The following is a 24,650-nucleotide window of genomic DNA, read 5'->3' as shown; positions in this document are numbered from 1 at the left end:
AAACGCGGATATTAATATTGTGCTAAGAGAAAATAATTAGGGCCAGCGAACTGGCCCTTTTTGATTATTGCAGCGGTGCCGCTTTTGTCTCTGGCACTGGTTTTCTCAACAGTCGCGGATAGATGAATAACATTCTGCCTGGACCGCGATTCAGCAGTGACCACACCGCCAGTGAGATCGTCACGCAGAGCGCCACGCCCGTCATCGGCATCAGCAGCGCCCATGCCCAACTGAAGGCCGCATGACCAAACCAGCCGTAATGCAGCGCCAGGGCAATCGCGCTCAGTCCCAGCAACTCTATGAAGATGCGGTGCAGTACGTAAATCTGCAGCGTGTTACGGCCAATCCAGTTCAGCCAGGCCATGTTCAGGCGCTCATTGAGGAAACGGCACACGACGATACCAAACACGATGGTCAGCAGGCTGTAGAACGGGTTTTTATAGATTCCCCCCACATGATGTACCACGCCAATCACCGCGATGCCTGCCAGCAGTAGCCAGTGTTGGCGCTTAAGCTGGCTAATCTCAATCAGAGACTGGCTGAAGAATACGCCAAGCAGGAAGTAGAGATAGTTTTGCGCCACGCTGGCCGGCCCCCAACCCGGGATCAGGCTAAACTGCGCAGCGTAGGTCGCGACAATCGCCAGTGCCATCAGCGCCATTTTCTGGCGGTGGAACAGCTTGGTGAACAGGAAGAAGCCCGCCAGCGCGTACAGATACCAGAGGCTGGTCATGGAAGTCAGCAGCAGTTTAAGGAACTCAAACGGCGTGTCGGCATAGGCAGCGTTTTTGGTGCTGGACAGCCGCTCACCGAGGTGCGTGGAGATATAGTGAATGCTCAGCCACTGAATCACCCCCCACAGCAAATAGAGATACACGATATTGCTGAACTTCTTGGTGAACACCTCTTTCCAGCTCTTTTTTACGATCGAACTGGCCGCCAGCAGACCTGAGACAAAGAAAAAAGCGGGCATACGCAGCGGTGAAAGATAGGTATTGAAGGTCACCCACCAGTGCGCAGGCACCATGCCGGCCGTGAGGTGATGCAGGGAGGGAGCGAAAGTGGTGATGATCGAGTGATGTAGCACCACCAGCAAGATGCAGGCACCTTTTAGCGTGTTGATCCAGAGGACTTCGTTTCTGGCATTACTCATTTTATGATCCTGATTGCGCCATGAATTTGTAAAGAATTATTTATATTTACAAAGATGTCTCAATCGGGCGGCTCTTAAAAATGGCCCAGCCTATTGCCTGTGAATATTTCATTAAGATAAAAGCAGATAATTCATAGTTTTACTTAAGTGTGGCGTAAATATTTTCAGAACAAACTGAGGGAGGGTACAACGCGGCAAAGAGAATAAGCGTCGCCTGTGCATGACGACGCTTGAGACTATTGGTTAAGAAACTTGTCAAGAAATTGTCGGGTGCGTGCCTGCTGCGGATGGCTGAACAGCTCTTTCGCTGCGCCCTGCTCCACGATACGGCCCTGATCCATAAAAATCGCCCGATCGGCCACGTCACGCGCAAAACTCATCTCATGCGTCACGATCACCATGGTGCGTTTCTCCTGCGCCAGCGCGCGGATGGTGTTCAGCACTTCGCCCACCAGCTCAGGATCCAGCGCCGAAGTCGGCTCATCGAACAGAATCACTTCCGGGCGCATCGCCAGCGCTCGCGCAATGGCGACACGCTGCTGCTGCCCGCCAGAGAGGCGACGCGGGAAGCTCTCCTCTTTGCCGTGCAGACCGACCTTCTCCAGCAAGCTGCGGGCGCGCGCCACGGCTTCTGCTTTCGGTTCACCCTTCACGATCACCGGCCCTTCAATGATGTTCTCCAGCACTGAACGATGCGGGAACAGATTGAAGTTCTGGAACACGAAACCCACCTGCTGACGCAAACGGCGAACCTGCTCTTTCTGCTTGTTGAGCCCAATACTGGCATCAATGGTGATATTACCCACCGTGACGCGGCCGCTATCGGGCACTTCCAGCAGATTGATACTGCGCAGCAAGGTGGTTTTCCCCGAACCGCTTGGCCCGATAATCGCCACCACTTCACCCGGTGCCACATCCAGATCAATGCCGTGCAACACGGTCTGGCCGTGGAACTGCTTGACCAGTTGACGTACTTCAATCGCACTCATTTTGCCTCCCGATCCTGTCGATTCACATGCGCTTCCAGGCGATTTTGTAATGCCGACAGCACCGTCGCCATTACCCAGTAAATCAGCGAGGCAGCCAGATACATGGTGAACACTTCCAGCGTACGTGAGGTGATCAATTGCGCCTGACGGAACAGCTCCGGCACCTGAATGGTGGCCGCCAGCGAGGTGTCTTTCACCAGGCTGATAAAGCTATTACCGAGCGGTGGCAAGGCGGTACGTGCCGCTTGAGGTAGGATGACACGACGAAGAGTTTGCCATGGCGTCATGCCGATACTGGCCGCCGCTTCCCACTGCCCACGTTCAATCGCCGCAATCGCGCCACGCAGGGATTCAGAGGCGTAAGCGGCAGTATTGAGTGACAAACCGATCATCGCTGATGGGATAGGATCCAGCTCGATACCGAACTGCGGCAAGCCGTAGTAGATCATAAACAGCTGGGCGATCAGCGGCGTGCCACGGAAAATCGACACATAGATACGCGCCAGCCAGTTTACTGGCCAGAAATGTGACAGGCGCATCAGCGCCAGCACAAAGCCAAGTACCAGACCGAAGAACATCCCGCCGATACTCAGCTGCAGCGTGAACAGCGCGCCTTTGAGTAAGAATGGTGCTGAATCCAGCACCAGTTGTAAGCTTTCCTGCATTATTTAGTGACGTCCGCGCCGAACCATTTCTCAGAGAGTTTGCTCAGCGAGCCATCTTTCTGCATATCAGCAATCGCTGCATCAATGGCTTTCAGCAGATCGTCATTGCCTTTACGCAGCGCCACGCCGGATTCGAGACGAGAGAAGGCCGGGCCCGCTACCGCCATGGTGTCGCCGGTTTTCTTCACCAGATCCAGCGCCGCTAAACGGTCCACCAGAATGGCATCAACACGGCCAGAACGCAGATCCTGATATTTCGTTGGGTCATCATCATAGGTACGGATATCGACGCCTTTAACGTTGTCGCGCAGCCACTGCTCGTAGTTAGAGCCCAGGCCGACACCGACTTTCTTACCGGAGAGATCCTCTGGCTTGGTGATGCTGCCAGCATTTTTCTTCATCGTCAGCGCCTGAACGCCAGAGATGGTGTATGGCGTGGAGAAGTCATACTTCTTCTTACGCTCGGGTGAAATCGTTACCTGATTGATCACCACGTCGATACGCTTAGAATCCAGTGCCGCCAGCATGCCATCCCACTTGGTCGGTTTCAGATCCGCTTTGACGCCAAGGTGTTGCGCCAGCTCTTGCGCAAACTCCACTTCGAAACCAGTCAGCTTGCCGCTCTCATCCTGGAAACTGAACGGCGGATAAGTGCCTTCCAGACCCACGCGCAGCTCACCTTTGCTCTTCACCTGTGCCAGCAGATCTTCTGCGGCGAACGTTTTAACGTTAACGCCCGCGACCAGCGCGACCGCCATCATGCCCATCACCAGTTGGCGACGAATTGGAGAGAAAGCCATGTTTACCCCATTTATTGTGATGTGTTGTGTGCTATGAGGCAGCGAAACCGGGGTTTGCCGCCTTTTCGTTATTGGCGCTGCATTCAGGCCCATTTCAGGCCAGAACAACAGCTGCCGGATTATAAACCTTTTTTATCTTAGCCTTAGACCGAAGGATGATAAGCAAATAACGCAGGCGCGCCGCCAGTATGAATAAACAGCAGCGGCCCTTCACGACGGAAACGATTCTGCGCAATGCCATCAATCAATCCGGCCATCGCTTTACCGGTGTAAACCGGGTCCAGCATGATGCCTTCAAGACGCGCCAGCAGTTTCACCGCTTCCATGCCTTCATCATTAGGTTCACCGTAACGCGGCGCGAAATAGTCATCCCAAAGCGTGATCGGCGCGTGCGTCTGCACTTCCAGCTGTTCAGCCAGCGCGCTGCGGATGCGCTCTACCACCGGCAACTGCGCGTCGACTTTGCGTGAAACCGTCACACCGACCAGCTCGGTATCAGGCAGCAACTGCTCCAGCCCTACCGCTAAACCTGCATGGGTGCCGGCGCTGCCCGATGCAACCACTACAGCGGCGAAATCCACCACGCCTTCGCTTTGGTGCGCGATCTCCTGCGCACACTCCACATAGCCGAGCGCGCCCAGTGCGTTGGAACCGCCAACCGGCACAATATAAGGACGGAAGCCTTGGGCTTCGAGACGTTCAGCCTGTTCGGCCAGCTGTTCAGTGGGATTGTGCAACGCATCGACCATCACCACCTCGACATCCATCAGGTCGAGCATCAGGCGGTTGCCGTTGGTGAGGTAGTTTTCTGAGGTCGTGCCAATCGGATTTTCCAGCAGCGCCACACACTTGAGGCCAAGGCGCGCCGCCACCGCCGCCGTCTGGCGCACATGGTTGGATTGAATCGCGCCCGCCGTCAGCAGGACATCCGCGCCCTCGCGCAGCGCATCGGCCGCCAGGAATTCAAGTTTGCGCAGTTTGTTGCCGCCCATTGCCACAGGCGTGAAGTCATCACGCTTAATAAAGATATCGCGACCGAGATAATCAGAAAGCCGTGGCAGATGCTCAAGCGGCGTAGGTGCACCGAGTAATTCAAGACGTGGGAACTGGTGCAAGAGATGTAAAGACAATGCAGCCTCCATTCGGGCAATGTGCAATTATCCATACAGTGTTGCAGAAGATGAGAAAAGTCGCACCCGGAATTCTGCGAGTGCGGCCCCTGTTGCTGCTATGCTCAGCAACAACAAGGGCAGGATCACAATCAGCCCTGCTGCCAGCCTAAAAACTGGTCATATTTACGCAGTGCGATGCGGTAATTGTTGTTACCCGCATCCGGCAAATCGTTTTCCAGACATTCATGCCAGCTGTTGCCCCGTAATCTGTCGGCCGGGAAATTTTTCGCTTTCAGCATGTCATCAAGACGACGCAGCCGCACCACATACTCGCGAATGGTGCTGTGACTCATCTCGGTCTGCTCAAACAGATACTGTTTGAACGCCATAATGTCGAAGTAATTAGGATGGGTATTACAAAAAATATCGCTGCAGAAACGACATAACGCGGTCAGTTCCGGCTGGAGTTTCATCCATACCTGGTCATCAATCATCTGGTCCATCCGCGCGATGGCCTCTTTATTGATGATCTGTCCACGAAACACTAACGCCATACGATCTAAAACTTTGCCACAATGTGAACAGTTGCTTTGGCTGTGTTTATAGTCTTTAAGATAACGACTTAAAGGTCTGGCTTTGGCTTTGGCTCCCATTGCTGAGTCCCCGGTATTTTTATTTTTTCGATGCCAGGTACTGAGTCTGTCAGCGCGCCCCCGCTAACCGGGCACGCAGGCGTTTAATCGCCTGACTGTGCAGTTGACTGACGCGGGATTCCCCCACTTCCAGCACTGCGCCAATCTCTTTCAGGTTCAGTTCTTCCTGGTAGTACAGTGTGAGCACTAATTTTTCACGATCGGGCAATGCCTCGATGGCTTCAATCACGCGATCACGCAGGTTTCCTTCCATTAACTGATGAAGCGGGTTGGCTTCTTCATGCCCCTCCGTCACCAGCTCCGCACTGTCACCGTGTTCTTCCCGATACTCGTCGTAGGAGAAGAGTTGGCTGTTATTGGTATCGAGCAGAATCTGCCGATACTCTTCCAGCGAAACATTCAACTGTTCAGCCACTTCCTGCTCAGTAGCCGAGCGCCCCAACGCTTGTTCTACCTGATGCATCGCACCGGCCACTTCGCGCGCATTACGACGCACGCTGCGAGGTGCCCAGTCGCGGCTGCGCAGTTCATCCAGCATTGCGCCCCGGATACGCTGCACGGCATAAGTGGTAAAGGCGGTGCCTTGCAGCGCGTCGTAGCGCTCCACGGCATTTAATAAACCAATGCCACCGGCCTGCAGCAGATCGTCAAGCTCAACGCTGGCTGGCAGACGTACCTGCAAGCGCAACGCTTCGTGTCGCACCAGAGGAACGTAGCGCTGCCAGAGCGAATGTTTATCCATCACGCCTTCGGGCGTATAGAGATCGTTCACGGTGACTACCCTGCGTTAATAAAGTTATCGGCATGATTATCCAATTCTGTAGGGGTTTCGATTGGCAGAATAGGCGGGCAAAAGCGAGGTTATTTCAAATTTGTTATGGATGGCGGTGGAATGCACCGCCATAGGCGAAGCCGCTAGCGTAGATTGCGCAGCCGTTGCCGCGTGCCAGGCGGCACCGCGTCCCACAGTGCACAGGTTTTGCCATCAAGTGCCTGATAAAAATCGCTAATCGGCGCTTCAGTTTCGAGCAGCGGATTAAACATCACCTGCCCGGATTCCGCGTCGATACTTATCATTTTATTGATAAATAATCGCTGTAAGTCACTGCGCAGGAACAAGCCATTATCGACGCTGTTATCGGCAAGAAAACCTTCTTCATTTTCCTGGGTATCGATATAGCAGGCCTCCACCCATGGCCAACTGTGACGTTCTGTAAGCTGCGTGCCGGTAATAATACAGGCGCCATAGCGCGCTTTAACGGCTGAATTAAACTCTGCCTGGCTGGCACGCTGGAACACTTTCGCCTTTACGCGCCGCCCGACTTCTGTGCCTGGCATCACCGCCGTCGGCACTTTATGCTGCGGCGTACTCAGCACCACCAGAAACTGAATTTTGCGCGACAGTGGGAAGCAAGGGTGCGCATGGGGATCGAACAGCTGCCAGTACTCCTCCTCTTCCGTCTGTCGCATCAACACCAGCTTGAAGCCCCGACTGGTGAGCAGGTTCTGCGCTTCTGCCGAATTCGGATCCAGCATGGCGTAAACCTGGGTTTCACCCACCACCTTCCAGCGCCCCTCCTTCTTTATTTCATCATTACGGCGGAAATAAAGGAAAGCCTGCTGGCTTTTGAGATAGTGCTCAAAACGACGCAGATAGTTTTTGCGCTCGTTATCGTCAGAGACGAACAGCAGATCCTCCAACGGACTGTTAATCTCCTCCTGCGCGAATACCGCGCGGATCACCAAATTGCGAAAGCTGGTCGACGGGCTCAGCAACCCGCGGGCGGTGAGTTCTTTCTCATCAGGATGCTGCTGCGCATAGCGCAACGCGATCTCTTCGAAGGTCAGAAGCTCACCCGGTAACAAGTCATAATTGAAGCGCATAGACACCCCAGAAAAAGAAAAAATCGTGCAAAAAATGGGAATGATTCTGGGGAAGTTATCGGCATTTTTAGGAGGGACTGTAACAGGTTGGTTACTTTTCTTGCCTTATAGGGTGCTGGGGGAAATCATCATCGCTGATGAAATCAAATTTGGTTTAATGCAGGAATAATCACTGCGGGGCAAACATGATCACCATATGTTTGGTCTTCTCATGCACTTCTGCCGAAGGCGGTGCCGGAAGTTCAGCATGCTTAGCCGCATACAACGCTTCGGTACAGAGCGATAAATCGCCGGTGCGCATATGTAGGCCGTTCAACTGCCCTTTTTCATCCAGATCAATGTCTATCTGACAGGTTTTGCCAATGTAATGGTCAGCGTCAAAAAACTGTGTCTGGATAGCAAAGGTAACGGCGTAATAGTAGCTTTTGAGATCGGTCACCACGGGCGCTAGAGGATTTTGAGAATAAGTTCGAGGATGCTTTATTGGCGCACAGCCAGAGAGCAGGAGAAGCGTTAAAAGGGCAATGCGATGATGCATGGTTCACGTCCTGTGAAAAGTGAGAGCTGTGAGTGTATCTGCATATTCATGATATGCAGATATAAAAAAACCCCGCCAAAGCGGGGTTTGATAAACAATAAGCTTAGAGCGATTAGCCCTGCAGCAGAGACAGAACCTGCTGTGGAACCTGGTTAGCTTTAGCCAACACTGAGTTACCCGCCTGCTGGATGATCTGTGCTTTAGACATGTTGGAAACTTCAGTAGCGTAGTCAGCATCCTGAATACGAGACTGTGCTTCAGACAGGTTAGTGGTGGTGTTGTTCAGGTTGGTGATAGCAGAGTCCAGACGGTTCTGCACCGCACCCAAGCTTGAACGGAAGGTATCCACAGTAGCAATTGCTTTATCCAGAAGTGCCAGAGGATCATTTGTTGCTGCGCCAGCGAATTCTGTACTTGCTGCAGTTGTGACGTTACCTGAGGCATCTTTAACGTCACTTAAATTCAGCCCAGTAGTTGTCAGCCCAGTTGCCCCATTTTCGAGTACAGTTGCTGCAGTACCAGCTGAGTAATTTTTACCCTGAACTGTAACATAACCCTGTGCTGCACCAGTCGAATCAGCTGAAACTTTAATTAATTGACCTGTCTGTTCAGCATCATCTACACCATTGGCATAATCATCGTAAGTAACATCAGTAGTGTTTAATGTTACGGTACCGGTGGTTGAACTTACTGAAGCTGCATAGTAAGTATCACCTGACTGAACAACATAATTTTCAGAAGCTGTTCCATCAGAGTTTTTGATGTTATGTAAAGACAGGCCTGAGGTGTCACTTACACCCAATTTCGTAGCCAAGGCAGCAGCAGCAGCATCAGTACCGTAGTTTACCGCTACAGGTGCATCGCCAGCAGCTTGAGGTATAGATGTAATTGAATCGCTTACACTCAATGAGTTCTTAGAGACCGAAAATCCATCTAAACCTAAAGTTGATGAGTCAATTTTTTTAAGGTCGATATCGATAGTTTGACCATCGTTTGCTCCAACCTGGATTTTCATGGTGCCGTCTTTAGCCAGCACGTTCACGCCGTTGAACTGAGTCTGACCAGATACACGGTCAATTTCGTCCAGACGGGATTTAATTTCGTCCTGGATTGAAGACAGGTCAGAATCAGAGTTGGTGCCGTTCTGTGCCTGTACGGTCAGTTCACGAACACGCTGTAAGTTGTTGTTGATTTCTGACAGTGCGCCTTCAGTGGTCTGCGCAGCAGAGATACCGTCGTTGGCGTTACGAGCAGCCTGAGTCAGGCCGTTGATGTTAGAGGTGAAGCGGTTGGCAATTGCCTGACCAGCAGCGTCATCTTTTGCGCTGTTGATACGAAGACCAGAAGACAGACGCTCGATAGAGGTAGACAGAGCAGACTGGTTCTTGTTGATGTTGTTCTGAGTGATCAGCGAGAGGCTGTTGGTGTTAATTACTTGAGCCATGGTTTAAGTTCCTATTAATCAAGTCTTTGGTTATGGTTTGGGCTTCAACCCGCCGGCTTCAGCGCCGTCAAAGTTGTTATCGTCTGTGCTTAAACAACCTTTAGAGATTTTTTAGTACCAGGCGAAATTTTTTCTCTTCAACCTGTCACGCTTATCTTTATCGCCCTCACCCCGCACTTCTTTAGTGCGAAACCAATACTTTTCTAGCGTCAGAATTACCCTTCTCTATATGCCTTATTCGCTTTATCACTCGCCGTTAAATAAATTTAAACTTTGCCTATTAAGAGCCGATAACCCCGGTATTCACTCTCCGTGTCGGTATAAAAGGAAACAACATGGCTAGTATCTCTACCCTCGGTATCGGTTCAGGACTCGACTTAAGTACTATTCTGGATAACCTGGAAACCGCCGAAAAAGCGTCTCTGACGCCGATTTCAACGCAGCAGACCGCTTACACTGCCAAACTGAGTGCTTACGGCACGCTGAAAAGCGCGTTGACCACTTTCCAGACCGCTAACACCACGCTGAATGATGCAGATCTGTTCACGGCAACCTCCGCAACCAGCAGTAGTAGTGCCTTTAGTGCTACAACATCCGGTTCAGTGGTTGCAGGTAAATATACAATTAGCGTTTCGCAGCTGGCGCAGGCGCAAACCCTGACCTCAGCAGTGCAAACCAGTAACACCACTGCATTGGGCGACAGCTCTGCCAGCAGCCGCACACTGACCATCGCGCTCAAAGATGGCAGCAGCAAAGACATTTCCCTGACCAGCGATCAAACTTCACTGACCGGGATGCGCGATGCGATCAACAGTGCTGATGCGGGCGTGTCTGCCACCATTATTAAGGTGGGTGATGGTAGCTATCGTTTGTCCCTGACCTCCAGCGAAACCGGTAGCGATAATGCCGTGACTTCGATTAGCGTGACAGGCGATGACACATTACAGGGGATCGTTGGTTACGACTCCACCGCCAGCAGCAATGCGATGACTGAAAGCGTCGCCGCGCAAAATGCCAAGCTGACCGTGAACAATGTTGAGATTGAGAACAGCAGCAACACCATTGATGATGCGCTGGAAGGTATTACTCTCAATTTGAACGATACCACCACCGGTAATCAGACACTGACGATTACCAAGGACACCTCTAAAGCAGAGAGTGCAATCAATAGTTGGGTTAGCGCTTACAACACTTTGCTGGATCAGTTCGACACATTAACCAAATATACTGCGGTAGATGTGGGGGCGGATGCTCAGGACTCCAGCAATGGCGCGCTGCTGGGCGACAGTACGCTGCGAACTATTCAGACGCAGCTGAAAAGCATGCTGACCAATGCACAAAGTTCTTCAACTTACAAAACATTGGCTCAGATTGGTATTACCACCGATCCCACTACAGGTCAATTGGAAACCGATTCCGACAAACTAGAAACAGCACTGAGCAGCGACCCAGACGGCGTGAAAGAGATGATAGTTGGTGACGGTACAACCACCGGCATCACCACCACTATCGCCACCAATCTGACCAGCTGGCTTTCTACAACCGGTATCGTGCAGGCTGCCACCGACGGCGTGAGTAAAACGCTGAACGAGTTAACCGATCAGTACAACGACATGAGCACCCGCATCGATAATATGGTGGCGCGCTACAAAACTCAGTTTACCGCTCTCGACGTACTGATGAGCTCACTGAACCAAACCAGTAGCTATTTGACACAGCAGTTCGAGTCATCAAGCAGCTCTAGCTCCAGCAGCTCATCGTAATAAGGAGTGATCATGTACAGCGCAAATGGCACTAAAGCCTATGCAAAAATTGGTGTGGAGAGCGCTGTCATGAGCGCCAACCAGCAGCAGCTGGTCTCCATGCTGTTTGACGGCGCGCTCAGCGCGCTGGTTCGTGCCCGCCTGTTTTTGCAGGATGGCAATATTGAAGGCAAAGGTTCATCGCTTTCTAAAGCGATCAACATCATCGAAAACGGACTTAAGCAGGGTCTGGTGGAAGGTAGCGGCGATGAGCTCACCGATAATCTGGTGGGACTTTACGCCTATATGGTCCGCCGTCTGCTGCAGGCCAACCTGCGTAATGACGTAGAAGCCATCGAAGAAGTCGAAGGTCTCCTGCGTAATATCGCTGACGCCTGGAAAGAAGTCGCACAACCTCAACACCTTCAGGACGCCGTTTAATGAACAATGCACCGCATCTGATTACCGTTTACCAACAGTTACTCGATCTCAGCCATGGAATGCTGCGCCTGGCCGCAGACGGCGAATGGGATGACCTGATTACAAAGGAAGTGGATTACGTCAGTGCGGTGCAAACCTTGGCCCGCTCGACCGAAGCGGCTCCGCCCTCCAGCCAGTTGCAGGATCAGCTGCGTCCGGTACTGCGCCATATCCTCGACAATGAGAGTGAAGTCAAACGTCTGTTGAAATTGCGTATGGACGAGCTGACGCAACTGGTGGGCCAATCATCGAAGCAGAAATCGGTGATGAGCGCGTACGGCAAGCAAGGTAATGTCTATCTGCCACAGAATTAATTCGCGGCGGGCTGAATGAAAAACGGGTGAGCTGATGCTCACCCGTTTTTATTTGGAACTGTGCTCACAAAATCACTCCTGCGCAGGGAACGACACCGGCTCCATAATCTGCGGCTGAATATTCTGAATCACCGCATCCTTCGGACGCTTCGCCACTTCTTTCAGCGCCTGCTGGCACTCAACAGTGGGTTGATCGACCTTACGCATGCGCAAGCCGTCATAACGCAGTTCACCGTTCTCCAGCGTCATCGGCATCACGCGCACCTGACGCGTCACGTTGACCCACTCATCGCTCAGGCGGGTTAACTTGCCTGGCTTGGCAATCACGCGCTGCCACTGGCGGCAGTCCAGCGTGTCGCCTTCTGCACCAATGATCAGGCTGCCCATCGCCTGGCCACTGATCAACTTGCTCTGCGGTCCGACAGTCTGCCAGTTACCTTGCAATTCCACTGGTGCCGGGGTTTTTACCGCTTCATCGTAATTGCTGATTTGCGCACATCCGCTCAAGCCCAGCGCGGCCAATACCATCCACTTTTTCATTCCTGGTCCCTACACTCGCCTCAATGGCGGCTACGTTATAATTTTTCGCGTAAGTTACGCAAGGAATCTCGGCGAAAACCCGGCTGAGCCTGACAAGACAGTTCGCGCACGTTACACTAGCGCGCAAGTCGATAAGCAGGAAACTCGCATGAAAACCCCAGAAGAGTATTACGCCCAGGCACGCACGATGTTTTTTGCCGCGCACGCCGATTTTCAAGCCGCGCTGGATGAACTAACCGAGAGCGACGCGCGCGCGGCCAACTTGTCACTGCGCCAACTGCGCGAGTGGCACGCTGAGCGCATTTATGCCGCATTCTTACGCCAGAAAAAGCTGGATGGCATGCTGTTTTCCATCCAACTGGCAGAGCCTGATAAAGCGGTTGCTGCTGAAGCGATTGAAACTTACCTGAAATCCCATGCGGAAGCGCTCGGCATGACGTGGGAAGAGTTTTGCATTAAGAACGAACTTTAAGCGCAGCGGCTCTAAAAATATATCTCAAACACACCTCCAACCACACAAATCGGCAAGGAAAAAGTTGTACAATCCCGAATAAGTTGTATAACTTGTATCTGACGGCTTCGGTCGTAGATTGTCCTTGAACGAAGGTGCTATTGCGCCGCCTCTGGAGGAGTTGCTGGATTTCCCCTCCAGAGGTAGTATTTTTTCCGCTATCCTTCTCGCTCGACCCCCTTCACTTCGACATAACGCGCAACGGCCAGCAGCCGATTAATGTGTGTCAGCAGCAGATCCACATCTGACTGGAGGAACTGCTCACCAGAGCGCGATGCAGTAACAATGGCATCCTGCACGGTTTCCGTAATGGTGAGCGTGTTGTCTTCTTTAGCCTGAATCAGTAATGCCGCCAGTAACAGCGACTGCGCTTCAACCTGCGCCACCAGCTCTTTTGCTTCGGTATCCATCTTTGCCATTTTCAGCAGAATATCGATCACCAGTTGCCGCATATTACCCCCTCATGAGTCCATTTCCCTGTGTAACGCTGTTGAGTATCAGCGCAAAAGCGGTGCTGCGCCTGCCAGAAACAAAAAAATTTAGCAGCGCAACGGTTCATCGCTTGCCACTGGTTTTATTTACAGTAATATGGCGCACCCGCTTGATAAATGGAATGCCCTGATGTTTGTGGAGTTGATTTACGATAAACGCAACGTTGCCGGTCTGCCGGGCGCACGTGAGATGATATTGCAGGAGCTTGAGAAACGCGTACAACGCGTGTTTCCAGAGGTTGAGGTGCGCGTTAAACCGATGGAACGCAATGCTATCGATACCGATTTAAGTAAGAACGACAAAGCGACAGTGGCACGTATTGTCGAAGAGATGTTCGATGAAGCCGAAATGTGGCTGGTGGCCGAGTAAGCCACCAGCGCGAGGGAACTCAGCTTTCTTGCTCGCTGTGATTGATGGCGATCTCTAAATCCTGAATCGCCAGCTCGATATCATCTAACAGCTGTCCCTGCTTGTTGAGCAGCGTGTCAAAACGTCCTGCATACTCTTTGTCTTTGTACTCGCCTGCATCAAATGCCAACCAGTGGCTGGATAGCGTCTCAGTATTGGTCTGCGCATAGTGACGCATCTCTTTTAGCTGGGAGGTGACATCACGCAGGTAGTCAGTTTTGGTTTTGATTGCCTCTGTATCACTCATGCTATCTTCCTTTTCGCTAATTAAACCCGTTTAAATAACGTTTGAATGATTAAAGTTAGTAGAAAATAGCGAGACCGCATTAAGAATAATCGGAAGATGAAAAGGCGACCCGAAGGCCGCCTGAAGATTACAGATACTTGCGCGCCAGGGCGATTAGCTCATCCTTTGCCGCTACACCTAATTTCTCGACGCCACTTTCGACAAAGTTAAATGCCTGAGTGAAGTCCTTCACGCTGGCGTTGATGTCCTGACTGACAGCATCCGTAATGACTCCCACGGCAGGTTGCTCAGCGAGAATCCCGACGGTAGAAGCCGATGAAGGCCCAGCGCTGGCAGAACCGTTGGCCAGAGGATCGGGCGTGGCCAACTGCTGGGTGAGATCCGTTGCATCCGCCGCCACTTGTGTCTCGCTGCCAGCGTTCGCGGCTGACGTTGAGGTGTCCAATGCGGGCACGTCGCTTGCTGTCAACGATGAGACGTCCGGAGCTGGCGTATTGCTCTCAGCGGGCGTTGAGACGTCAGGTGCTGGCGCACTGCTCACCGCTGACGTTGTGCCTACCTGTCCTGCCGCGCTGCTCACCGCTGCCGTCGGGGCATCCGCAGCGGGCGCACTGCTTGCCACCGGCACCGCCACTTCATTAGCAAAACTCTCTAATGGTGACAGCATGATGGCATCCGGTGTTGCAGTTGTTGCACTATTTTCGATTACAGTTTGGTCGCTCATAATGTTCTCCTTCTTGCTTAATAAAGACCGCAGTCGGCCGAAGCTGGCTGCAATCCGCTCAGTAATACTCATCATGGCCTCCTTAATGCGTCGATTCGGGTGGCGCGTCTTCCCCCACAACCTGCTTCACTTTGTCCGCTGTCTTGTTCGCGGTGCGGTCCGGCAAGCCATCGAGTTTTTTCTGCAATGTCACCAATTGGCTGGTCAGTTCCGCCACCCGCGCTTCCCGCCGATCGGAAATCGCACGGTACTGCTGTCGGATATCCTCCACCCGTCGGTTGGCGCTGTTATTCACGAACACGAACATAATGGTCATCGCCACACACAGCAGCGACAGCATCAGCAGCAGACCGCCCAGCAGTAGCTGACGCCGATGGCCGCGTACTGAAAATTCACTGTTTATCTGCACCATCGCGACTCTCCTCTAAAGTGGTGATCAGTTGATTGATCTGACTGCGGAATTTATCGCTATGATCAGATTCCGTGGTGGCTAACAGAATGCCCAACGCGTTCTTAATCAGCCGTAGATCGGTCTCCAGCGAAGAGATGCGCCGCAGGTTTTTGTCGTGGCGAATACGCAGGTCATCGTTCTCCTGGCGCATCAGCGCATGGCTCTCCTTGAGAAGCATCACCTGTTCTTTGTAGCTGGTGATGATCTCGCCGCCGGCGCGATTGCTGGTGACGATGGCCGCGATGCCGGCCATTAAGGGTTTCCAGAACACAGCTGCCGCACCGCCACCGAGAAGCAGCGCACCGACGCTGGTCACCAAACTACTTTCCATGCCTCACCTCTCTTCACTGGCAAGGGATCCGCCCGAGAAACATGTTGTCCGCCCTTGCCAGTTGCGCGGCCAACACCATAATTTAAGTTTACTTTAATTAATGAATTTAAGTATACTTAAGTAAAACCCAGCGGAGTTGTCAAGATGATGAAAAAAGAATCTGCAGGTGAACGCATTCGCAACCGTCGTAAAGCGCTGAAGCTCACGCAGTTAGTGGTGGCAAGTGGCATTGGCGTGTCACATGTCGCTGTTTCACAATGGGAAAAAGATGAGACGGTCCCGCGCGGCGAGAACCTGTTGCGGCTGGCAGAACTGCTGCAATGTACGGCAGCATGGATAATTGATGGCGAGGGCGAGGTGTTTGCCGCCCCGCTTAACGTCAGTGGTGTCAGTGCTCTGCCGTTGATCACTCTGGCGCAAGCGGCTGCGTGGATGCAGGAGCAACGCTTATTGATTCAGCAGCAGGCGACCCGCTTTCTCTACAGCGATAGCAGACTGAGTGAATCAGCGTTGGCGATCACCCTTGAGGATACCGCCATGCAACCTGACTACCGACCCGGCGACACGCTGATATTCGATCCTGCCGTTGATCCACAACCGGGTGATGTGGTGCTGGCGCTCATCAAAGGTGTTGCGCAGGTGCGCATTTATCGTTTGATGGCCGAACAGCATGACGAGCAAATTTTCTCGTTGCGGCCGTTAAATGATGATTTTCCTGTACAGACATCATCGGAGAAAAAGATTGAATTAATGGGAACTATGATGGAAATGCGCCGCTATCGTGCCAGATAAGAGAATGCAAAAAACCCGCCTATGAGCGGGTTAAAACCAGCAAAACTACGGCAATTATTACAAAACGTCGGTCAAATGATCGACGACAACCCTCCCGTGCACATCCTTCTGCGTAATGCGATAGTTAACACAATATGAGCGGCGGTTGCAGAGCTTATCGAACAGCGTCACGCTGCCTTTTTGCTTGCCGTCTACGCTTACAATATGCCATTCAGTGACATCTTCCTGACCGCGGTTGTTGAGTCTTAATACGCTCTGTTCAACTAAACGGTCGCTATCATCAATCTTTAAATAGTCGCGTAACATTATGCTCACCTCTGGTTAACGAGGGTCAAGATACGCTTTTTATTTATCCATTCAATAGAAATTATTTATCGTAAATACTCCCCCGGTGCAATTAATTAACAATTCGATTTGACGCCGTTTCGCTAGCCGTTTCGGTTAACTCATTAATTGGAAAATAGTTTACGATTCGAGCCTATATTGGTGGACAGCCCCCGCCCCAGGCCTGCTAATGTAGGCGCCACAATAAAAAAGTTGTTCGGACAATCGCTATGCTCACCACCATCATTTATCGCAGTCACCTCCATGATCATGTTCCTATCAAAACCCTTGAAGACATGGTGGCGAAAGCGAATAACAAAAACAGCTCGCACGATGTCACAGGCATTCTGCTTTTTGATGGACTGCACTTCTTCCAGTTACTTGAAGGGCCCCGTGACGCTGTGCAGGGTATTTATGATCGCATTTGCCTGGACGCCCGCCACCACAATCTGGTGGAGTTGATGCATGACTTTGCCCCCGCTCGCCGCTTTGGCAAAGTGGGAATGGAGCTGTTTGATTTACGCGAGCATGATAAATCCATGGTGCTGCAAGCCGTGTTAGACAAAGGCACCTCGCGCTATCAACTGACCTACGATGATCGCGCGTTGCAGTTCCTGCGCACCTTTGTTATCGCTCGTGATAAAGAGAACTATTTTGAAATCCCTGCAGCCAGCACATGGGAATTTATTGCGGATGAGCCATCTCGTACCCTTCAGAATGAAGTCATTGAGTCACTGAAAGAGTGCCACTTCGCCTTTCAGCCGATTATCGATCCGTTTGCACGCCGCGTGGCATCGTATGAGGCGTTAATCCGTACCCCGAATGGCGGTTCACCAGGTGAATACTTTTCGGCATTCGGTGGCGAGGCTGTTTATCATGCGGATATTCAGTCTAAAAAACTGGCGTTCGAACTGGCGAAAAAATTAGGCATTGGCGAACACAGTATCTCCATCAACCTGCTGCCAATGTCCCTGGTCACGGTTCCTGATGCGGTGGATTTTCTGCTGACGCAGATTGAAGCCAATGGTTTGGTCCCCGAGCAGGTGATTGTTGAAGTCACAGAAAATGAGATCATCTCGCGCACCGATGAGTTTGCGGCACAGGTGCGCAAACTAAAATCGGCGGGTATCAGTCTGGCCCTGGATGATTTTGGCGCGGGCTTTGCTGGCCTGTCACTGTTATCAAGATTTCAGCCGGACAAAATTAAGATTGATCGTGAGCTGATTAGCGATGTGCACAAAAGCGGTCCTAAACAGGCCATTTTGCATGCCATCATTAAGTGCTGTAACTCGCTGGAGATTGCGGTGATTGCAGAGGGCGTGGAGAAAGCCGAGGAGTGGATGTGGCTGGAAGCGGCAGGCATTAGCCAGTTCCAGGGGTATCTGTTCGCGCGTCCGCAATTAAATGGTTTCCCGGCTATCGCCTGGCCGGAAATCAAATAGCGAACGGTTAGAGAGAATAAAAAAACCGCCTTTAACCGGCGGTTTTTGCATTTAAAGCGGGAAGTAACCCGGTGGTAATAATCGATCGCTGATGACCTGGTAGTTCATCAACTTAAAAGAACTTAAGGTGATGGGCACGGCAACGCAGGGACGGTACCAGCCAAATTGCTTTATATATCGCCAGACTTCTGGTGGGTTATCTTTATCTCTAACCCAGTAATAACCTTCTTTCATTCTTACACGCTTCTTGTCGCTGCAACCCTTACTCAACACTCCTCAACGCCTCGCGTGATGCGCATGTTGCACATCGAGTTCCCTGCTCTGACGAATGCTTACCTAAGGCCCACACTTTAGCATACCGAGCGCACAATTGATCAGTAAGTGATTGTTTTATTTAGCGCTTCGCTTATCGACGCCGATATTAACGGCATAAAAAAAGCCGCATTCGCGGCTTACTCAGGCATCAATAATAGGTGACATCAATGGTGCCGTACTGCTTATCCGTGACTTGCCCTTCGGCATCAGTGGTCACGGTATCGCAACGGAAAGGAACATCATTCTTATACTGGCATTGCGTGGTAACCGTCTTGCTTTGCTCGTTTCTTTGCACCGTCGTCACCACATCGGATATCTTTTTTGCGTCCGTATCATGTTTGGCACTGGCGCGTGACACTTCCTCATCGCCCTTCTTAATACTCAACAGCGTCATATCACCGACGTTATTGTAGGTCAGATGGAATTTAACATCGGAGGCGGGAGAGGAGATTTGATCAACCCAACCCTGATCGTTATAGCCAATATCCACCGTCATGCTGGGAGTGACTTTTTTTATTACCGCGCACTGCTTATTCAGCGTGACGACCACATCCTGACCGTTCTCTGTGCCAGTCAGTTTATCGCCTTCCCGCGTCACTTCGGTGATCTCTCCGGCTTTATCAATGGATTTCACATGGGCAATACAGCCTTGCCCATCGAACGCGATATCGACATCAAAGATTGGCGTGTCGTCGGCGCTAAACAGGCGCTGATGCGTGCTTTTGACTTTGCCGGGAATGGCTTCGAACTGATAGAGGTAAGCGTAATTTTTCATCTGCGGTGCAAAGTCCGCATTTTTATTATCACAGCCGGATAGCATGATCGTTGCCATCAGCAGCAGCAGGGTGGGCTTCACGTGAGAATCCTCTTCTCGATATACGCTGTGTGTCAGGCCAGCATCATGCCGCTGTTACTGAAAAAGATAAATGCTTTCCCGCCTGACACCGCAACAATCTTTGCAGCCACTACACCTGCATGTTCATGATATCGGTGTACGCCGATACCAGTTTGTTACGCACCTGAATCCCCATTTGCATGGAAATGGAGGATTTCTGCAGATCGACCATCACATCGTTTAACTGGATGCCCGGTTTGCCCATTTCAAAATCCTGCGCCTGGGTGCGAGCCGCGGTTTGCGTGTCGCTGATCTTATCCAGTGCTGCTTTCATGGTGGCACCAAAATCTACCTGATTGGTTGACTCGGCCTGCTTGCCGCTGGCCTGTAACGACGTTAACTGCAGCTGCTGCAACACACCATCAATTGCCTGAATCGACATTGCCTGTACCTCATTAAAGAAGGGTTTAAATTTTCACGCTGCAAAAGTTAACACACTGTCAATAGGACAAAGGCGCTAAATAAACGTAAAAAACCCAGCTTATCCAGCCATCGAAGTGACCCGATTCATCAATAATGCCAGCCATAAGATTGGAATTTCATTTAAGACGTTGCTTCAGGGAGTCTGTTTTGTCACCACAACTAACCCGGTCAATTATGTCAGGCAGGAATCGGTCATGAATGCGAGTGCAGCCGCCACACAAGATACCGCAAAGAAAGGTTTCAATGACCTTCTGGCTCGCCTGCGCGCCAATCCGCGAATTCCAATCATTGTTGCTGCCGCTGCCGCTATCGCAGTGGTTTTTGCATTGGTGCTGTGGGCTAAAGCCCCTGACTATCGCGTCCTTTATAACAACCTCTCCGATGAGGATGGCGGCGCGATTGTTACCCAGCTAACGCAAATGAACATTCCTTACCAGTTCGCCGAAAACGGCGGTGCCTTGATGGTGCCTGCCGATAAGGTACATGAACTGCGTCTGCGCCTGGCGCAACAGGGGCTGCCGAAAGGTGGCTCTGTTGGCTTTGAGCTGATGGACAAAGAGAAGTTCGGCATCAGCCAGTTCAGCGAGCAGATCAACTACCAGCGTGCGCTGGAAGGTGAGCTGGCCCGCACCATTGAAACGCTCGGCCCGGTCAAGAGCGCGCGCGTGCATCTGGCGATGCCAAAACCCACGCTGTTCGTGCGTGAGCAGAAAGCGCCTTCGGCCTCCGTGACATTGAACCTGCAACCGGGTCGCGCACTCGATGAAGGCCAGATTCAGGCCATTCAGCATATGGTTTCGAGCAGCGTCGCCGGTCTGCCGCCTGGCAACGTGACCGTGGTGGATCAGGCCGGTCGTTTGCTGACCCGTTCTGACAGCGAAGGTCGTGACCTGAATGATGCTCAGCTGAAGTACGCGTCTGAAGTGGAAGCGCGTTATCAGCAGCGTATCGAAGCCATCCTGAATCCAATCGTTGGCCAGGGCAACGTGCATGCGCAGGTGACAGCGCAGATCAACTTTGACCGCAGCGAACAAACCGACGAGAAGTACAAACCGAACGCCGATCCGAACAGCACGGCGATTCGCTCGCGTCAGACCAATACCAACCAGCAGAATGGCAGCCCGTACCCAGGTGGCGTGCCCGGTGCGTTGTCGAATCAACCTGCCCCTGCGAATACTGCACCGGTTAACAATCCGCAGCAGCAAAATGCCAACGGCCAGAATGCGAATGGCCAGAACAACGCGGCAAACAACAACGGCACCACCACCAGCACGCAGCAAAGCAGCGGCCCGAGCAGCTCAAGCCGTAACGACACCGTGAACTACGAACTGGACCGCACCATTCGCCACACCAAGGTCAATGTGGGCGATGTGCAGCGTCTGTCGGTGGCCGTGGTGGTGAACTACCGTGATGACGGCAAAGGCAAAGCCGTTGCACTGAACGATCAGCAGATCAAACAGATTGAAGACCTGACCCGTGAAGCGATGGGCTACTCGCAGAATCGTGGCGACAGCGTCAACGTGGTGAACTCGCAGTTCAACATCACTGAGCCGACTGGCGGTGACCTGCCGTTCTGGCAGTCGCAAGCTTTCTTCGACATGTTGATGAGCGGCGGTCGCTGGCTGCTGGTGGCGCTGGTTGCCTTCATCCTGTATCGCAAGCTGGTGCGTCCACAGCTGATGCGTAAGAAAGCGCAGGAAGAAGCGGCAGCAGAAGCAGCGGCAGCGCGTGCGGAAGCGCTGGAATCTGAAGAAGCTTATAGCGTGCAGCTCAGCAAAGATGAGCTGGATCAAGAGCGTAAATCAAATAACCGCATGAGCGCCGAGGTGATGAGCCAACGCATCCGCGATATGTCTGAAAACGATCCGCGCGTTGTAGCGCTGGTTATCCGCGAATGGATGAGTAAAGAACTATGAGTCTGACCGGTACTGAAAAAAGCGCCATTCTGATGATGACCATTGGCGAAGAACGTGCGGCCGAGGTATTCAAACACCTCAACCAGCGTGAAGTGCAGCACCTGAGCGCCGCGATGGCGGGAATGCGTCAGGTGTCGCACAAGCAGCTAACCGAAGTGCTGCGCGAGTTTGAGGCGGATGCCGAGCAGTTTGCTGCGCTGAGCCTCAACTCCAATGACTACCTGCGTTCGGTGCTGGTGAAAGCTTTGGGCGAGGAGCGCGCCTCCAGCCTGCTGGAAGATATTCTCGAGAAAAACGAGACCACCAGCGGCATGGAAACACTCAACTTTATGGAACCTCAGGCAGCGGCCGACCTTATCCGCGACGAGCATCCGCAGATTATCGCCACCATCCTGGTGCACCTCAAACGTGGCCAGGCCGCGGATATTCTGGCGCTGTTCGACGAACGCCTGCGTCACGACGTGATGCTGCGTATCGCCACCTTCGGCGGTGTACAGCCAGCGGCGCTGGCAGAACTGACCGAAGTCCTGAACGGTCTGCTGGATGGCACCAACCTCAAGCGTGCGAAGATGGGTGGCGTGAGAACCGCAGCCGAAATTATCAACCTGATGAAAACGCAGCAGGAAGAAGCGGTTATCGAAGCGGTACGCGACTTCGACGGCGAGCTGGCACAGAAGATCATCGACGAGATGTTCCTGTTCGAAAACCTGGTGGAAGTGGACGATCGCAGCATCCAGCGCCTGCTGCAGGAAGTGGAGTCCGAGCAGTTGCTGATCGCCCTGAAAGGTGCCGAACAGCCGCTGCGCGAGAAGTTCCTCAAGAACATGTCAGCGCGTGCAGCCGATATCCTGCGCGACGATCTGGCCAACCGTGGTCCGGTGCGTATGTCGGCCGTGGAGAACGAACAGAAAGCGATTCTGCTGGTGGTCCGTCGCCTGGCAGAATCCGGCGAAATGGTAATTGGTGGTGGCGAGGAAACTTATGTCTGATGCCTTTTCCGCCCGTGCGTGGCAGCGCTGGCAGCCTGATGATTTAGGCAGCACCTTCAAAGTGGCGGAAGAACTGCCGCAGGAAGAGCCGGCTGTGGATGTCGAAATGAGTGCCGAAGCTGAGCAACAGCAGATGCTGGAGCGCATGCAACAGCAGATGCGCAAAGATGCACAGACGCAAGGTTACAGCGAAGGCTATCAAAAGGGTTTTGCCGAGTCACAGCAGAACGGTTACGACGCCGGTTTCCAGCAGGGACTCGCCGATGCCCAACAGCAGCAGGCGCCCTTACAAGCGCGCATGCAGCAGTTAGTCACTGAGTTCCATCACACGCTGGAAGCGCTGGATAGCGTCATCGCTTCACGTCTGATGCAGCTGGCCCTGGAAGCGGCGCGCACGGTCATTGGCCAGGCCACACAAGTGGATGGCACCGCCCTGCTGCGCCAGATTCAGCAACTGATTCAACAAGAACCCATGTTCAGCGGCAAACCGCAGCTGCGTGTACATCCTGATGATTTACAGCGCATTGAGCAGACACTGGGCCCGACGCTGGATCTGCACGGCTGGAAACTGCTGGCGGATAATTCACTGCATCCCGGCGGCTGTAAACTCAGCGCCGAAGATGGTGATCTCGATGCCAGCGTGGCAACCCGCTGGCAGGAACTGTGCCGTCTGGCCGCACCGGGGACCTTGTAATGACCTCGTCGCGTCTTTCCCGCTGGCTTGGCGCACTCGATGCCTTCGAGGATCGTATTTCGCAGGTGCAAACCGTGCGCCGCTATGGCCGTCTGACCCGTGCCACCGGTTTAGTACTGGAAGCCACCGGGCTGCAACTGCCGCTCGGTGCGACCTGCATCATCGAACGTCACGACGGCAACAACATCACTGAAGTGGAAAGTGAAGTGGTGGGTTTCAACGGTCAGAAACTGTTGATGATGCCGCTGGAAGAAGTGGACGGCATTTTGCCGGGTGCGCGCGTTTATGCCCGTTTTAGCGGTGACAACGCACAAGGCGGTAAACAGCTATTGCTTGGGCCAGAACTGCTCGGCCGCGTGCTGGATGGCGCAGGCAAACCGCTGGATGGTTTACCTGCCCCGGATACCGGCTATCGTGCGCCCTTGATCACCGCCCCGTTTAACCCACTGCAACGTACGCCAATCCACGATGTACTGGATACCGGCGTACGGGCGATCAACGCCCTGCTGACTGTCGGACGGGGTCAGCGTATGGGCCTGTTTGCGGGTTCCGGCGTCGGTAAGTCGGTGTTGCTTGGCATGATGGCGCGTTATACCAAAGCCGATGTGATTGTGGTTGGCCTGATCGGTGAACGTGGCCGTGAAGTCAAAGAATTCATTGAGAACATCCTCGGCGCAGAAGGCCGTGCGCGCTCGGTGGTGATCGCCGCACCGGCTGACGTTTCGCCGCTGCTGCGTATGCAGGGTGCCGCGTATGCTACACGCATCGCGGAAGATTTTCGCGATCGCGGCCAGCACGTGCTGCTGATCATGGACTCCCTCACCCGCTACGCCATGGCTCAGCGTGAGATCGCCCTGGCGATTGGTGAGCCACCGGCCACCAAAGGTTATCCACCTTCCGTGTTCGCGAAGCTCCCCGCCCTGGTGGAACGCGCCGGTAACGGCACCCACGGCGGCGGTTCGATTACGGCTTTCTATACCGTGCTTACCGAAGGTGACGATCAGCAAGACCCGATTGCCGACTCGGCGCGCGCCATTCTTGATGGTCACATTGTATTGTCGCGCCGTCTGGCCGAAGCCGGTCACTATCCGGCGATTGATATTGAAGCCTCAATCAGCCGTGCGATGACCGCGTTAATTGATGACACCCACTACGCGCGGGTGCGTCAGTTCAAACAACTGCTCTCCAGTTTCCAGCGCAACCGCGATCTGGTGAGTGTAGGCGCGTATGCCGCTGGAAGCGATCCGATGCTCGATAAAGCCATCAAGCTTTACCCGGAGATGGAAGCCTTCCTGCAACAGGGTATTTTCGAACGCAGCGACTATGACGACGCCAGTCTGCACCTGCAGGCCATGTTCGGCTAGCGCGAGCCCAAGCGAGGT

General features: G+C 52.9%; 32 protein-coding genes. 12 read left to right on the top strand and 20 right to left on the bottom strand.

Annotated features, from left to right (window positions below):
• Positions 1 to 64: 64 nt before the first annotated feature.
• From WFP70_RS01365 to WFP70_RS01330, 8 genes are all read right to left on the bottom strand, one after another.
• Positions 65 to 1,153, bottom strand: a complete 1,089-nt coding sequence (locus WFP70_RS01365; RefSeq protein ID WP_337022393.1) for an acyltransferase family protein — start codon at positions 1,151 to 1,153, stop codon at positions 65 to 67.
• A gap of 236 nt (positions 1,154 to 1,389) precedes the next feature.
• Entirely contained in the window at positions 1,390 to 2,142 is a 753-nt protein-coding gene (tcyN, locus tag WFP70_RS01360; protein WP_034824347.1) for an L-cystine ABC transporter ATP-binding protein TcyN, read from the bottom strand.
• Positions 2,139 to 2,807 (bottom strand): cystine ABC transporter permease, encoded by a 669-nt coding sequence (gene tcyL / locus WFP70_RS01355; RefSeq protein ID WP_045815117.1) that lies wholly within the window; start codon positions 2,805 to 2,807, stop codon positions 2,139 to 2,141. The genes tcyN and tcyL overlap by 4 nt, the downstream gene beginning before the upstream one ends.
• Entirely contained in the window at positions 2,807 to 3,607 is an 801-nt protein-coding gene (gene tcyJ, locus WFP70_RS01350) for a cystine ABC transporter substrate-binding protein (protein WP_034824352.1), read from the bottom strand. The genes tcyL and tcyJ overlap by 1 nt, the downstream gene beginning before the upstream one ends.
• Before the next feature lie 143 nt (positions 3,608 to 3,750).
• Positions 3,751 to 4,737: a D-cysteine desulfhydrase gene (locus WFP70_RS01345; RefSeq protein ID WP_097117246.1), complete on the bottom strand. Its 987-nt coding sequence runs from the start codon at positions 4,735 to 4,737 to the stop codon at positions 3,751 to 3,753.
• Between the two features lie 131 nt (positions 4,738 to 4,868).
• Positions 4,869 to 5,372 (bottom strand): flagella biosynthesis regulatory protein FliZ, encoded by a 504-nt coding sequence (gene fliZ, locus WFP70_RS01340; protein ID WP_034824353.1) that lies wholly within the window; start codon positions 5,370 to 5,372, stop codon positions 4,869 to 4,871.
• 49 nt (positions 5,373 to 5,421) lie between these two features.
• On the bottom strand, positions 5,422 to 6,144 hold the full coding sequence (locus tag WFP70_RS01335; RefSeq protein WP_038646384.1) for an RNA polymerase sigma factor FliA: 723 nt from the start codon (positions 6,142 to 6,144) through the stop codon (positions 5,422 to 5,424).
• A gap of 143 nt (positions 6,145 to 6,287) precedes the next feature.
• Positions 6,288 to 7,256, bottom strand: a complete 969-nt coding sequence (locus tag WFP70_RS01330) for an HNH endonuclease signature motif containing protein (protein WP_045834049.1) — start codon at positions 7,254 to 7,256, stop codon at positions 6,288 to 6,290.
• On the opposite strand from WFP70_RS01330, the gene WFP70_RS01325 reads away from it, so the two are divergent.
• Complete coding sequence (locus tag WFP70_RS01325; RefSeq protein ID WP_337029536.1) at positions 7,246 to 7,425, top strand: hypothetical protein; 180 nt, start codon at positions 7,246 to 7,248, stop codon at positions 7,423 to 7,425. The genes WFP70_RS01330 and WFP70_RS01325 overlap by 11 nt on opposite strands.
• Here WFP70_RS01325 and WFP70_RS01320 read toward each other — a convergent pair whose 3' ends face one another.
• A complete protein-coding gene (locus tag WFP70_RS01320) occupies positions 7,426 to 7,794 on the bottom strand; it encodes a cell envelope integrity TolA C-terminal domain-containing protein (protein WP_337022391.1) in 369 nt (122 codons plus the stop codon).
• A gap of 112 nt (positions 7,795 to 7,906) precedes the next feature.
• Positions 7,907 to 9,238 (bottom strand): FliC/FljB family flagellin, encoded by a 1,332-nt coding sequence (locus WFP70_RS01315; protein WP_337022390.1) that lies wholly within the window; start codon positions 9,236 to 9,238, stop codon positions 7,907 to 7,909.
• 335 nt (positions 9,239 to 9,573) lie between these two features.
• Here WFP70_RS01315 and fliD point away from each other — a divergent pair, with 335 nt between their 5' ends.
• Genes fliD through fliT form a run of 3 tightly spaced genes read left to right on the top strand, consistent with a single transcriptional unit; the run spans position 9,574 to position 11,774 of the window.
• Positions 9,574 to 11,001, top strand: a complete 1,428-nt coding sequence (gene fliD / locus WFP70_RS01310; RefSeq protein ID WP_337022389.1) for a flagellar filament capping protein FliD — start codon at positions 9,574 to 9,576, stop codon at positions 10,999 to 11,001.
• 12 nt (positions 11,002 to 11,013) lie between these two features.
• Positions 11,014 to 11,421, top strand: a complete 408-nt coding sequence (fliS, locus tag WFP70_RS01305) for a flagellar export chaperone FliS (protein WP_034824372.1) — start codon at positions 11,014 to 11,016, stop codon at positions 11,419 to 11,421.
• Positions 11,421 to 11,774: a flagella biosynthesis regulatory protein FliT gene (gene fliT / locus WFP70_RS01300; RefSeq protein ID WP_034824376.1), complete on the top strand. Its 354-nt coding sequence runs from the start codon at positions 11,421 to 11,423 to the stop codon at positions 11,772 to 11,774. Before fliS ends, fliT begins: the two co-directional genes overlap by 1 nt.
• Positions 11,775 to 11,846: 72 nt before the next feature.
• Here fliT and yedD read toward each other — a convergent pair whose 3' ends face one another.
• Entirely contained in the window at positions 11,847 to 12,314 is a 468-nt protein-coding gene (yedD, locus tag WFP70_RS01295; RefSeq protein ID WP_337022388.1) for a lipoprotein YedD, read from the bottom strand.
• A 148-nt stretch (positions 12,315 to 12,462) separates the two neighbouring features.
• Between yedD and WFP70_RS01290 the strand changes: the two genes are divergently transcribed.
• The gene (locus WFP70_RS01290; RefSeq protein ID WP_034824381.1) at positions 12,463 to 12,786 is read left to right on the top strand and encodes a DUF6388 family protein; all 324 of its coding nucleotides are present in this window, start codon (positions 12,463 to 12,465) and stop codon (positions 12,784 to 12,786) included.
• Between the two features lie 197 nt (positions 12,787 to 12,983).
• On the opposite strand, the gene iraP is transcribed toward WFP70_RS01290, so the two are convergent.
• A complete protein-coding gene (gene iraP, locus WFP70_RS01285) occupies positions 12,984 to 13,277 on the bottom strand; it encodes an anti-adapter protein IraP (protein WP_034824384.1) in 294 nt (97 codons plus the stop codon).
• A gap of 169 nt (positions 13,278 to 13,446) precedes the next feature.
• Between iraP and WFP70_RS01280 the strand changes: the two genes are divergently transcribed.
• Positions 13,447 to 13,686, top strand: coding sequence for a DinI-like family protein (locus WFP70_RS01280; protein WP_160868127.1), 240 nt, complete (start codon positions 13,447 to 13,449; stop codon positions 13,684 to 13,686).
• Between the two features lie 19 nt (positions 13,687 to 13,705).
• On the opposite strand, the gene WFP70_RS01275 is transcribed toward WFP70_RS01280, so the two are convergent.
• The 4 genes from WFP70_RS01275 to WFP70_RS01260 all read right to left on the bottom strand — a co-directional run bounded on the left by WFP70_RS01275 (position 13,706) and on the right by WFP70_RS01260 (position 15,478).
• A complete protein-coding gene (locus WFP70_RS01275) occupies positions 13,706 to 13,972 on the bottom strand; it encodes a hypothetical protein (protein WP_034824391.1) in 267 nt (88 codons plus the stop codon).
• 127 nt (positions 13,973 to 14,099) lie between these two features.
• Positions 14,100 to 14,696, bottom strand: coding sequence for a hypothetical protein (locus WFP70_RS01270; RefSeq protein WP_337022387.1), 597 nt, complete (start codon positions 14,694 to 14,696; stop codon positions 14,100 to 14,102).
• A gap of 82 nt (positions 14,697 to 14,778) precedes the next feature.
• Entirely contained in the window at positions 14,779 to 15,108 is a 330-nt protein-coding gene (locus WFP70_RS01265; RefSeq protein WP_034824398.1) for a hypothetical protein, read from the bottom strand.
• Entirely contained in the window at positions 15,089 to 15,478 is a 390-nt protein-coding gene (locus WFP70_RS01260) for a hypothetical protein (RefSeq protein WP_034824400.1), read from the bottom strand. The genes WFP70_RS01265 and WFP70_RS01260 overlap by 20 nt, the downstream gene beginning before the upstream one ends.
• Before the next feature lie 144 nt (positions 15,479 to 15,622).
• Here WFP70_RS01260 and WFP70_RS01255 point away from each other — a divergent pair, with 144 nt between their 5' ends.
• Positions 15,623 to 16,270 (top strand): helix-turn-helix domain-containing protein, encoded by a 648-nt coding sequence (locus WFP70_RS01255; RefSeq protein ID WP_337022386.1) that lies wholly within the window; start codon positions 15,623 to 15,625, stop codon positions 16,268 to 16,270.
• A gap of 57 nt (positions 16,271 to 16,327) precedes the next feature.
• Here the strand turns inward: WFP70_RS01255 and WFP70_RS01250 are convergent, their stop codons facing one another.
• Entirely contained in the window at positions 16,328 to 16,576 is a 249-nt protein-coding gene (locus WFP70_RS01250; RefSeq protein WP_038646357.1) for a hypothetical protein, read from the bottom strand.
• Between the two features lie 248 nt (positions 16,577 to 16,824).
• Between WFP70_RS01250 and WFP70_RS01245 the strand changes: the two genes are divergently transcribed.
• Positions 16,825 to 18,036, top strand: a complete 1,212-nt coding sequence (locus WFP70_RS01245) for a diguanylate phosphodiesterase (protein WP_337022385.1) — start codon at positions 16,825 to 16,827, stop codon at positions 18,034 to 18,036.
• Positions 18,037 to 18,087: 51 nt separating this feature from the next.
• On the opposite strand, the gene WFP70_RS01240 is transcribed toward WFP70_RS01245, so the two are convergent.
• The 3 genes from WFP70_RS01240 to fliE all read right to left on the bottom strand — a co-directional run bounded on the left by WFP70_RS01240 (position 18,088) and on the right by fliE (position 19,628).
• The gene (locus WFP70_RS01240) at positions 18,088 to 18,270 is read right to left on the bottom strand and encodes a hypothetical protein (protein ID WP_045815127.1); all 183 of its coding nucleotides are present in this window, start codon (positions 18,268 to 18,270) and stop codon (positions 18,088 to 18,090) included.
• A gap of 229 nt (positions 18,271 to 18,499) precedes the next feature.
• Complete coding sequence (locus tag WFP70_RS01235) at positions 18,500 to 19,207, bottom strand: YnfC family lipoprotein (protein WP_337022384.1); 708 nt, start codon at positions 19,205 to 19,207, stop codon at positions 18,500 to 18,502.
• 109 nt (positions 19,208 to 19,316) lie between these two features.
• Positions 19,317 to 19,628, bottom strand: coding sequence for a flagellar hook-basal body complex protein FliE (fliE, locus tag WFP70_RS01230; protein WP_034824419.1), 312 nt, complete (start codon positions 19,626 to 19,628; stop codon positions 19,317 to 19,319).
• A gap of 235 nt (positions 19,629 to 19,863) precedes the next feature.
• Between fliE and fliF the strand changes: the two genes are divergently transcribed.
• From fliF to fliI, 4 genes are read left to right on the top strand one after another with little or no spacing between them, the layout of a single operon-like run.
• Positions 19,864 to 21,585 carry a flagellar basal-body MS-ring/collar protein FliF gene (gene fliF / locus WFP70_RS01225; RefSeq protein WP_337022383.1) on the top strand — a complete coding sequence of 574 codons (1,722 nt, stop codon included), beginning with the start codon at positions 19,864 to 19,866 and terminating at the stop codon, positions 21,583 to 21,585.
• Positions 21,582 to 22,574 (top strand): flagellar motor switch protein FliG, encoded by a 993-nt coding sequence (gene fliG, locus WFP70_RS01220; RefSeq protein ID WP_034824425.1) that lies wholly within the window; start codon positions 21,582 to 21,584, stop codon positions 22,572 to 22,574. The genes fliF and fliG overlap by 4 nt, the downstream gene beginning before the upstream one ends.
• Positions 22,567 to 23,268, top strand: coding sequence for a flagellar assembly protein FliH (gene fliH / locus WFP70_RS01215; RefSeq protein WP_034824427.1), 702 nt, complete (start codon positions 22,567 to 22,569; stop codon positions 23,266 to 23,268). The genes fliG and fliH overlap by 8 nt, the downstream gene beginning before the upstream one ends.
• A complete protein-coding gene (gene fliI / locus WFP70_RS01210) occupies positions 23,268 to 24,632 on the top strand; it encodes a flagellar protein export ATPase FliI (RefSeq protein WP_045815130.1) in 1,365 nt (454 codons plus the stop codon). Before fliH ends, fliI begins: the two co-directional genes overlap by 1 nt.
• Positions 24,633 to 24,650 lie beyond the last annotated feature (18 nt).

This window comes from Pantoea sp. USMM079 (genome assembly GCF_037153115.1).
Classification (GTDB): Bacteria; Pseudomonadota; Gammaproteobacteria; order Enterobacterales; family Enterobacteriaceae; genus Pantoea; species Pantoea communis.
Note: the sequence above shows the minus strand (reverse complement) of the source record. Positions and strands in the feature narration are given on the sequence as shown.

Excerpts from the sequence above, each read along its gene's own strand:
- WFP70_RS01250 (WP_038646357.1), bottom strand. The coding sequence starts at position 16,576 with ATGTTACGCGACTATTTAAAGATTGATGATAGCGACCGTTTAGTTGAA.
- tcyJ (WP_034824352.1), bottom strand. The coding sequence starts at position 3,607 with ATGGCTTTCTCTCCAATTCGTCGCCAACTGGTGATGGGCATGATGGCG.
- WFP70_RS01365 (WP_337022393.1), bottom strand. The coding sequence starts at position 1,153 with ATGAGTAATGCCAGAAACGAAGTCCTCTGGATCAACACGCTAAAAGGT.
- tcyN (WP_034824347.1), bottom strand. The coding sequence starts at position 2,142 with ATGAGTGCGATTGAAGTACGTCAACTGGTCAAGCAGTTCCACGGCCAG.
- WFP70_RS01240 (WP_045815127.1), bottom strand. The coding sequence starts at position 18,270 with ATGAAAGAAGGTTATTACTGGGTTAGAGATAAAGATAACCCACCAGAA.
- fliI (WP_045815130.1), top strand. The coding sequence starts at position 23,268 with ATGACCTCGTCGCGTCTTTCCCGCTGGCTTGGCGCACTCGATGCCTTC.
- yedD (WP_337022388.1), bottom strand. The coding sequence starts at position 12,314 with ATGAAAAAGTGGATGGTATTGGCCGCGCTGGGCTTGAGCGGATGTGCG.
- WFP70_RS01255 (WP_337022386.1), top strand. The coding sequence starts at position 15,623 with ATGATGAAAAAAGAATCTGCAGGTGAACGCATTCGCAACCGTCGTAAA.
- fliE (WP_034824419.1), bottom strand. The coding sequence starts at position 19,628 with ATGTCGATTCAGGCAATTGATGGTGTGTTGCAGCAGCTGCAGTTAACG.
- tcyL (WP_045815117.1), bottom strand. The coding sequence starts at position 2,807 with ATGCAGGAAAGCTTACAACTGGTGCTGGATTCAGCACCATTCTTACTC.
- WFP70_RS01315 (WP_337022390.1), bottom strand. The coding sequence starts at position 9,238 with ATGGCTCAAGTAATTAACACCAACAGCCTCTCGCTGATCACTCAGAAC.
- WFP70_RS01265 (WP_034824398.1), bottom strand. The coding sequence starts at position 15,108 with ATGGTGCAGATAAACAGTGAATTTTCAGTACGCGGCCATCGGCGTCAG.
- WFP70_RS01275 (WP_034824391.1), bottom strand. The coding sequence starts at position 13,972 with ATGAGTGATACAGAGGCAATCAAAACCAAAACTGACTACCTGCGTGAT.
- fliT (WP_034824376.1), top strand. The coding sequence starts at position 11,421 with ATGAACAATGCACCGCATCTGATTACCGTTTACCAACAGTTACTCGAT.
- WFP70_RS01290 (WP_034824381.1), top strand. The coding sequence starts at position 12,463 with ATGAAAACCCCAGAAGAGTATTACGCCCAGGCACGCACGATGTTTTTT.
- iraP (WP_034824384.1), bottom strand. The coding sequence starts at position 13,277 with ATGCGGCAACTGGTGATCGATATTCTGCTGAAAATGGCAAAGATGGAT.
- fliD (WP_337022389.1), top strand. The coding sequence starts at position 9,574 with ATGGCTAGTATCTCTACCCTCGGTATCGGTTCAGGACTCGACTTAAGT.
- fliS (WP_034824372.1), top strand. The coding sequence starts at position 11,014 with ATGTACAGCGCAAATGGCACTAAAGCCTATGCAAAAATTGGTGTGGAG.
- WFP70_RS01270 (WP_337022387.1), bottom strand. The coding sequence starts at position 14,696 with ATGAGCGACCAAACTGTAATCGAAAATAGTGCAACAACTGCAACACCG.
- WFP70_RS01245 (WP_337022385.1), top strand. The coding sequence starts at position 16,825 with ATGCTCACCACCATCATTTATCGCAGTCACCTCCATGATCATGTTCCT.
- WFP70_RS01280 (WP_160868127.1), top strand. The coding sequence starts at position 13,447 with ATGTTTGTGGAGTTGATTTACGATAAACGCAACGTTGCCGGTCTGCCG.
- fliZ (WP_034824353.1), bottom strand. The coding sequence starts at position 5,372 with ATGGGAGCCAAAGCCAAAGCCAGACCTTTAAGTCGTTATCTTAAAGAC.
- fliH (WP_034824427.1), top strand. The coding sequence starts at position 22,567 with ATGTCTGATGCCTTTTCCGCCCGTGCGTGGCAGCGCTGGCAGCCTGAT.
- fliF (WP_337022383.1), top strand. The coding sequence starts at position 19,864 with ATGAATGCGAGTGCAGCCGCCACACAAGATACCGCAAAGAAAGGTTTC.
- WFP70_RS01320 (WP_337022391.1), bottom strand. The coding sequence starts at position 7,794 with ATGCATCATCGCATTGCCCTTTTAACGCTTCTCCTGCTCTCTGGCTGT.
- WFP70_RS01260 (WP_034824400.1), bottom strand. The coding sequence starts at position 15,478 with ATGGAAAGTAGTTTGGTGACCAGCGTCGGTGCGCTGCTTCTCGGTGGC.
- WFP70_RS01330 (WP_045834049.1), bottom strand. The coding sequence starts at position 7,256 with ATGCGCTTCAATTATGACTTGTTACCGGGTGAGCTTCTGACCTTCGAA.
- fliG (WP_034824425.1), top strand. The coding sequence starts at position 21,582 with ATGAGTCTGACCGGTACTGAAAAAAGCGCCATTCTGATGATGACCATT.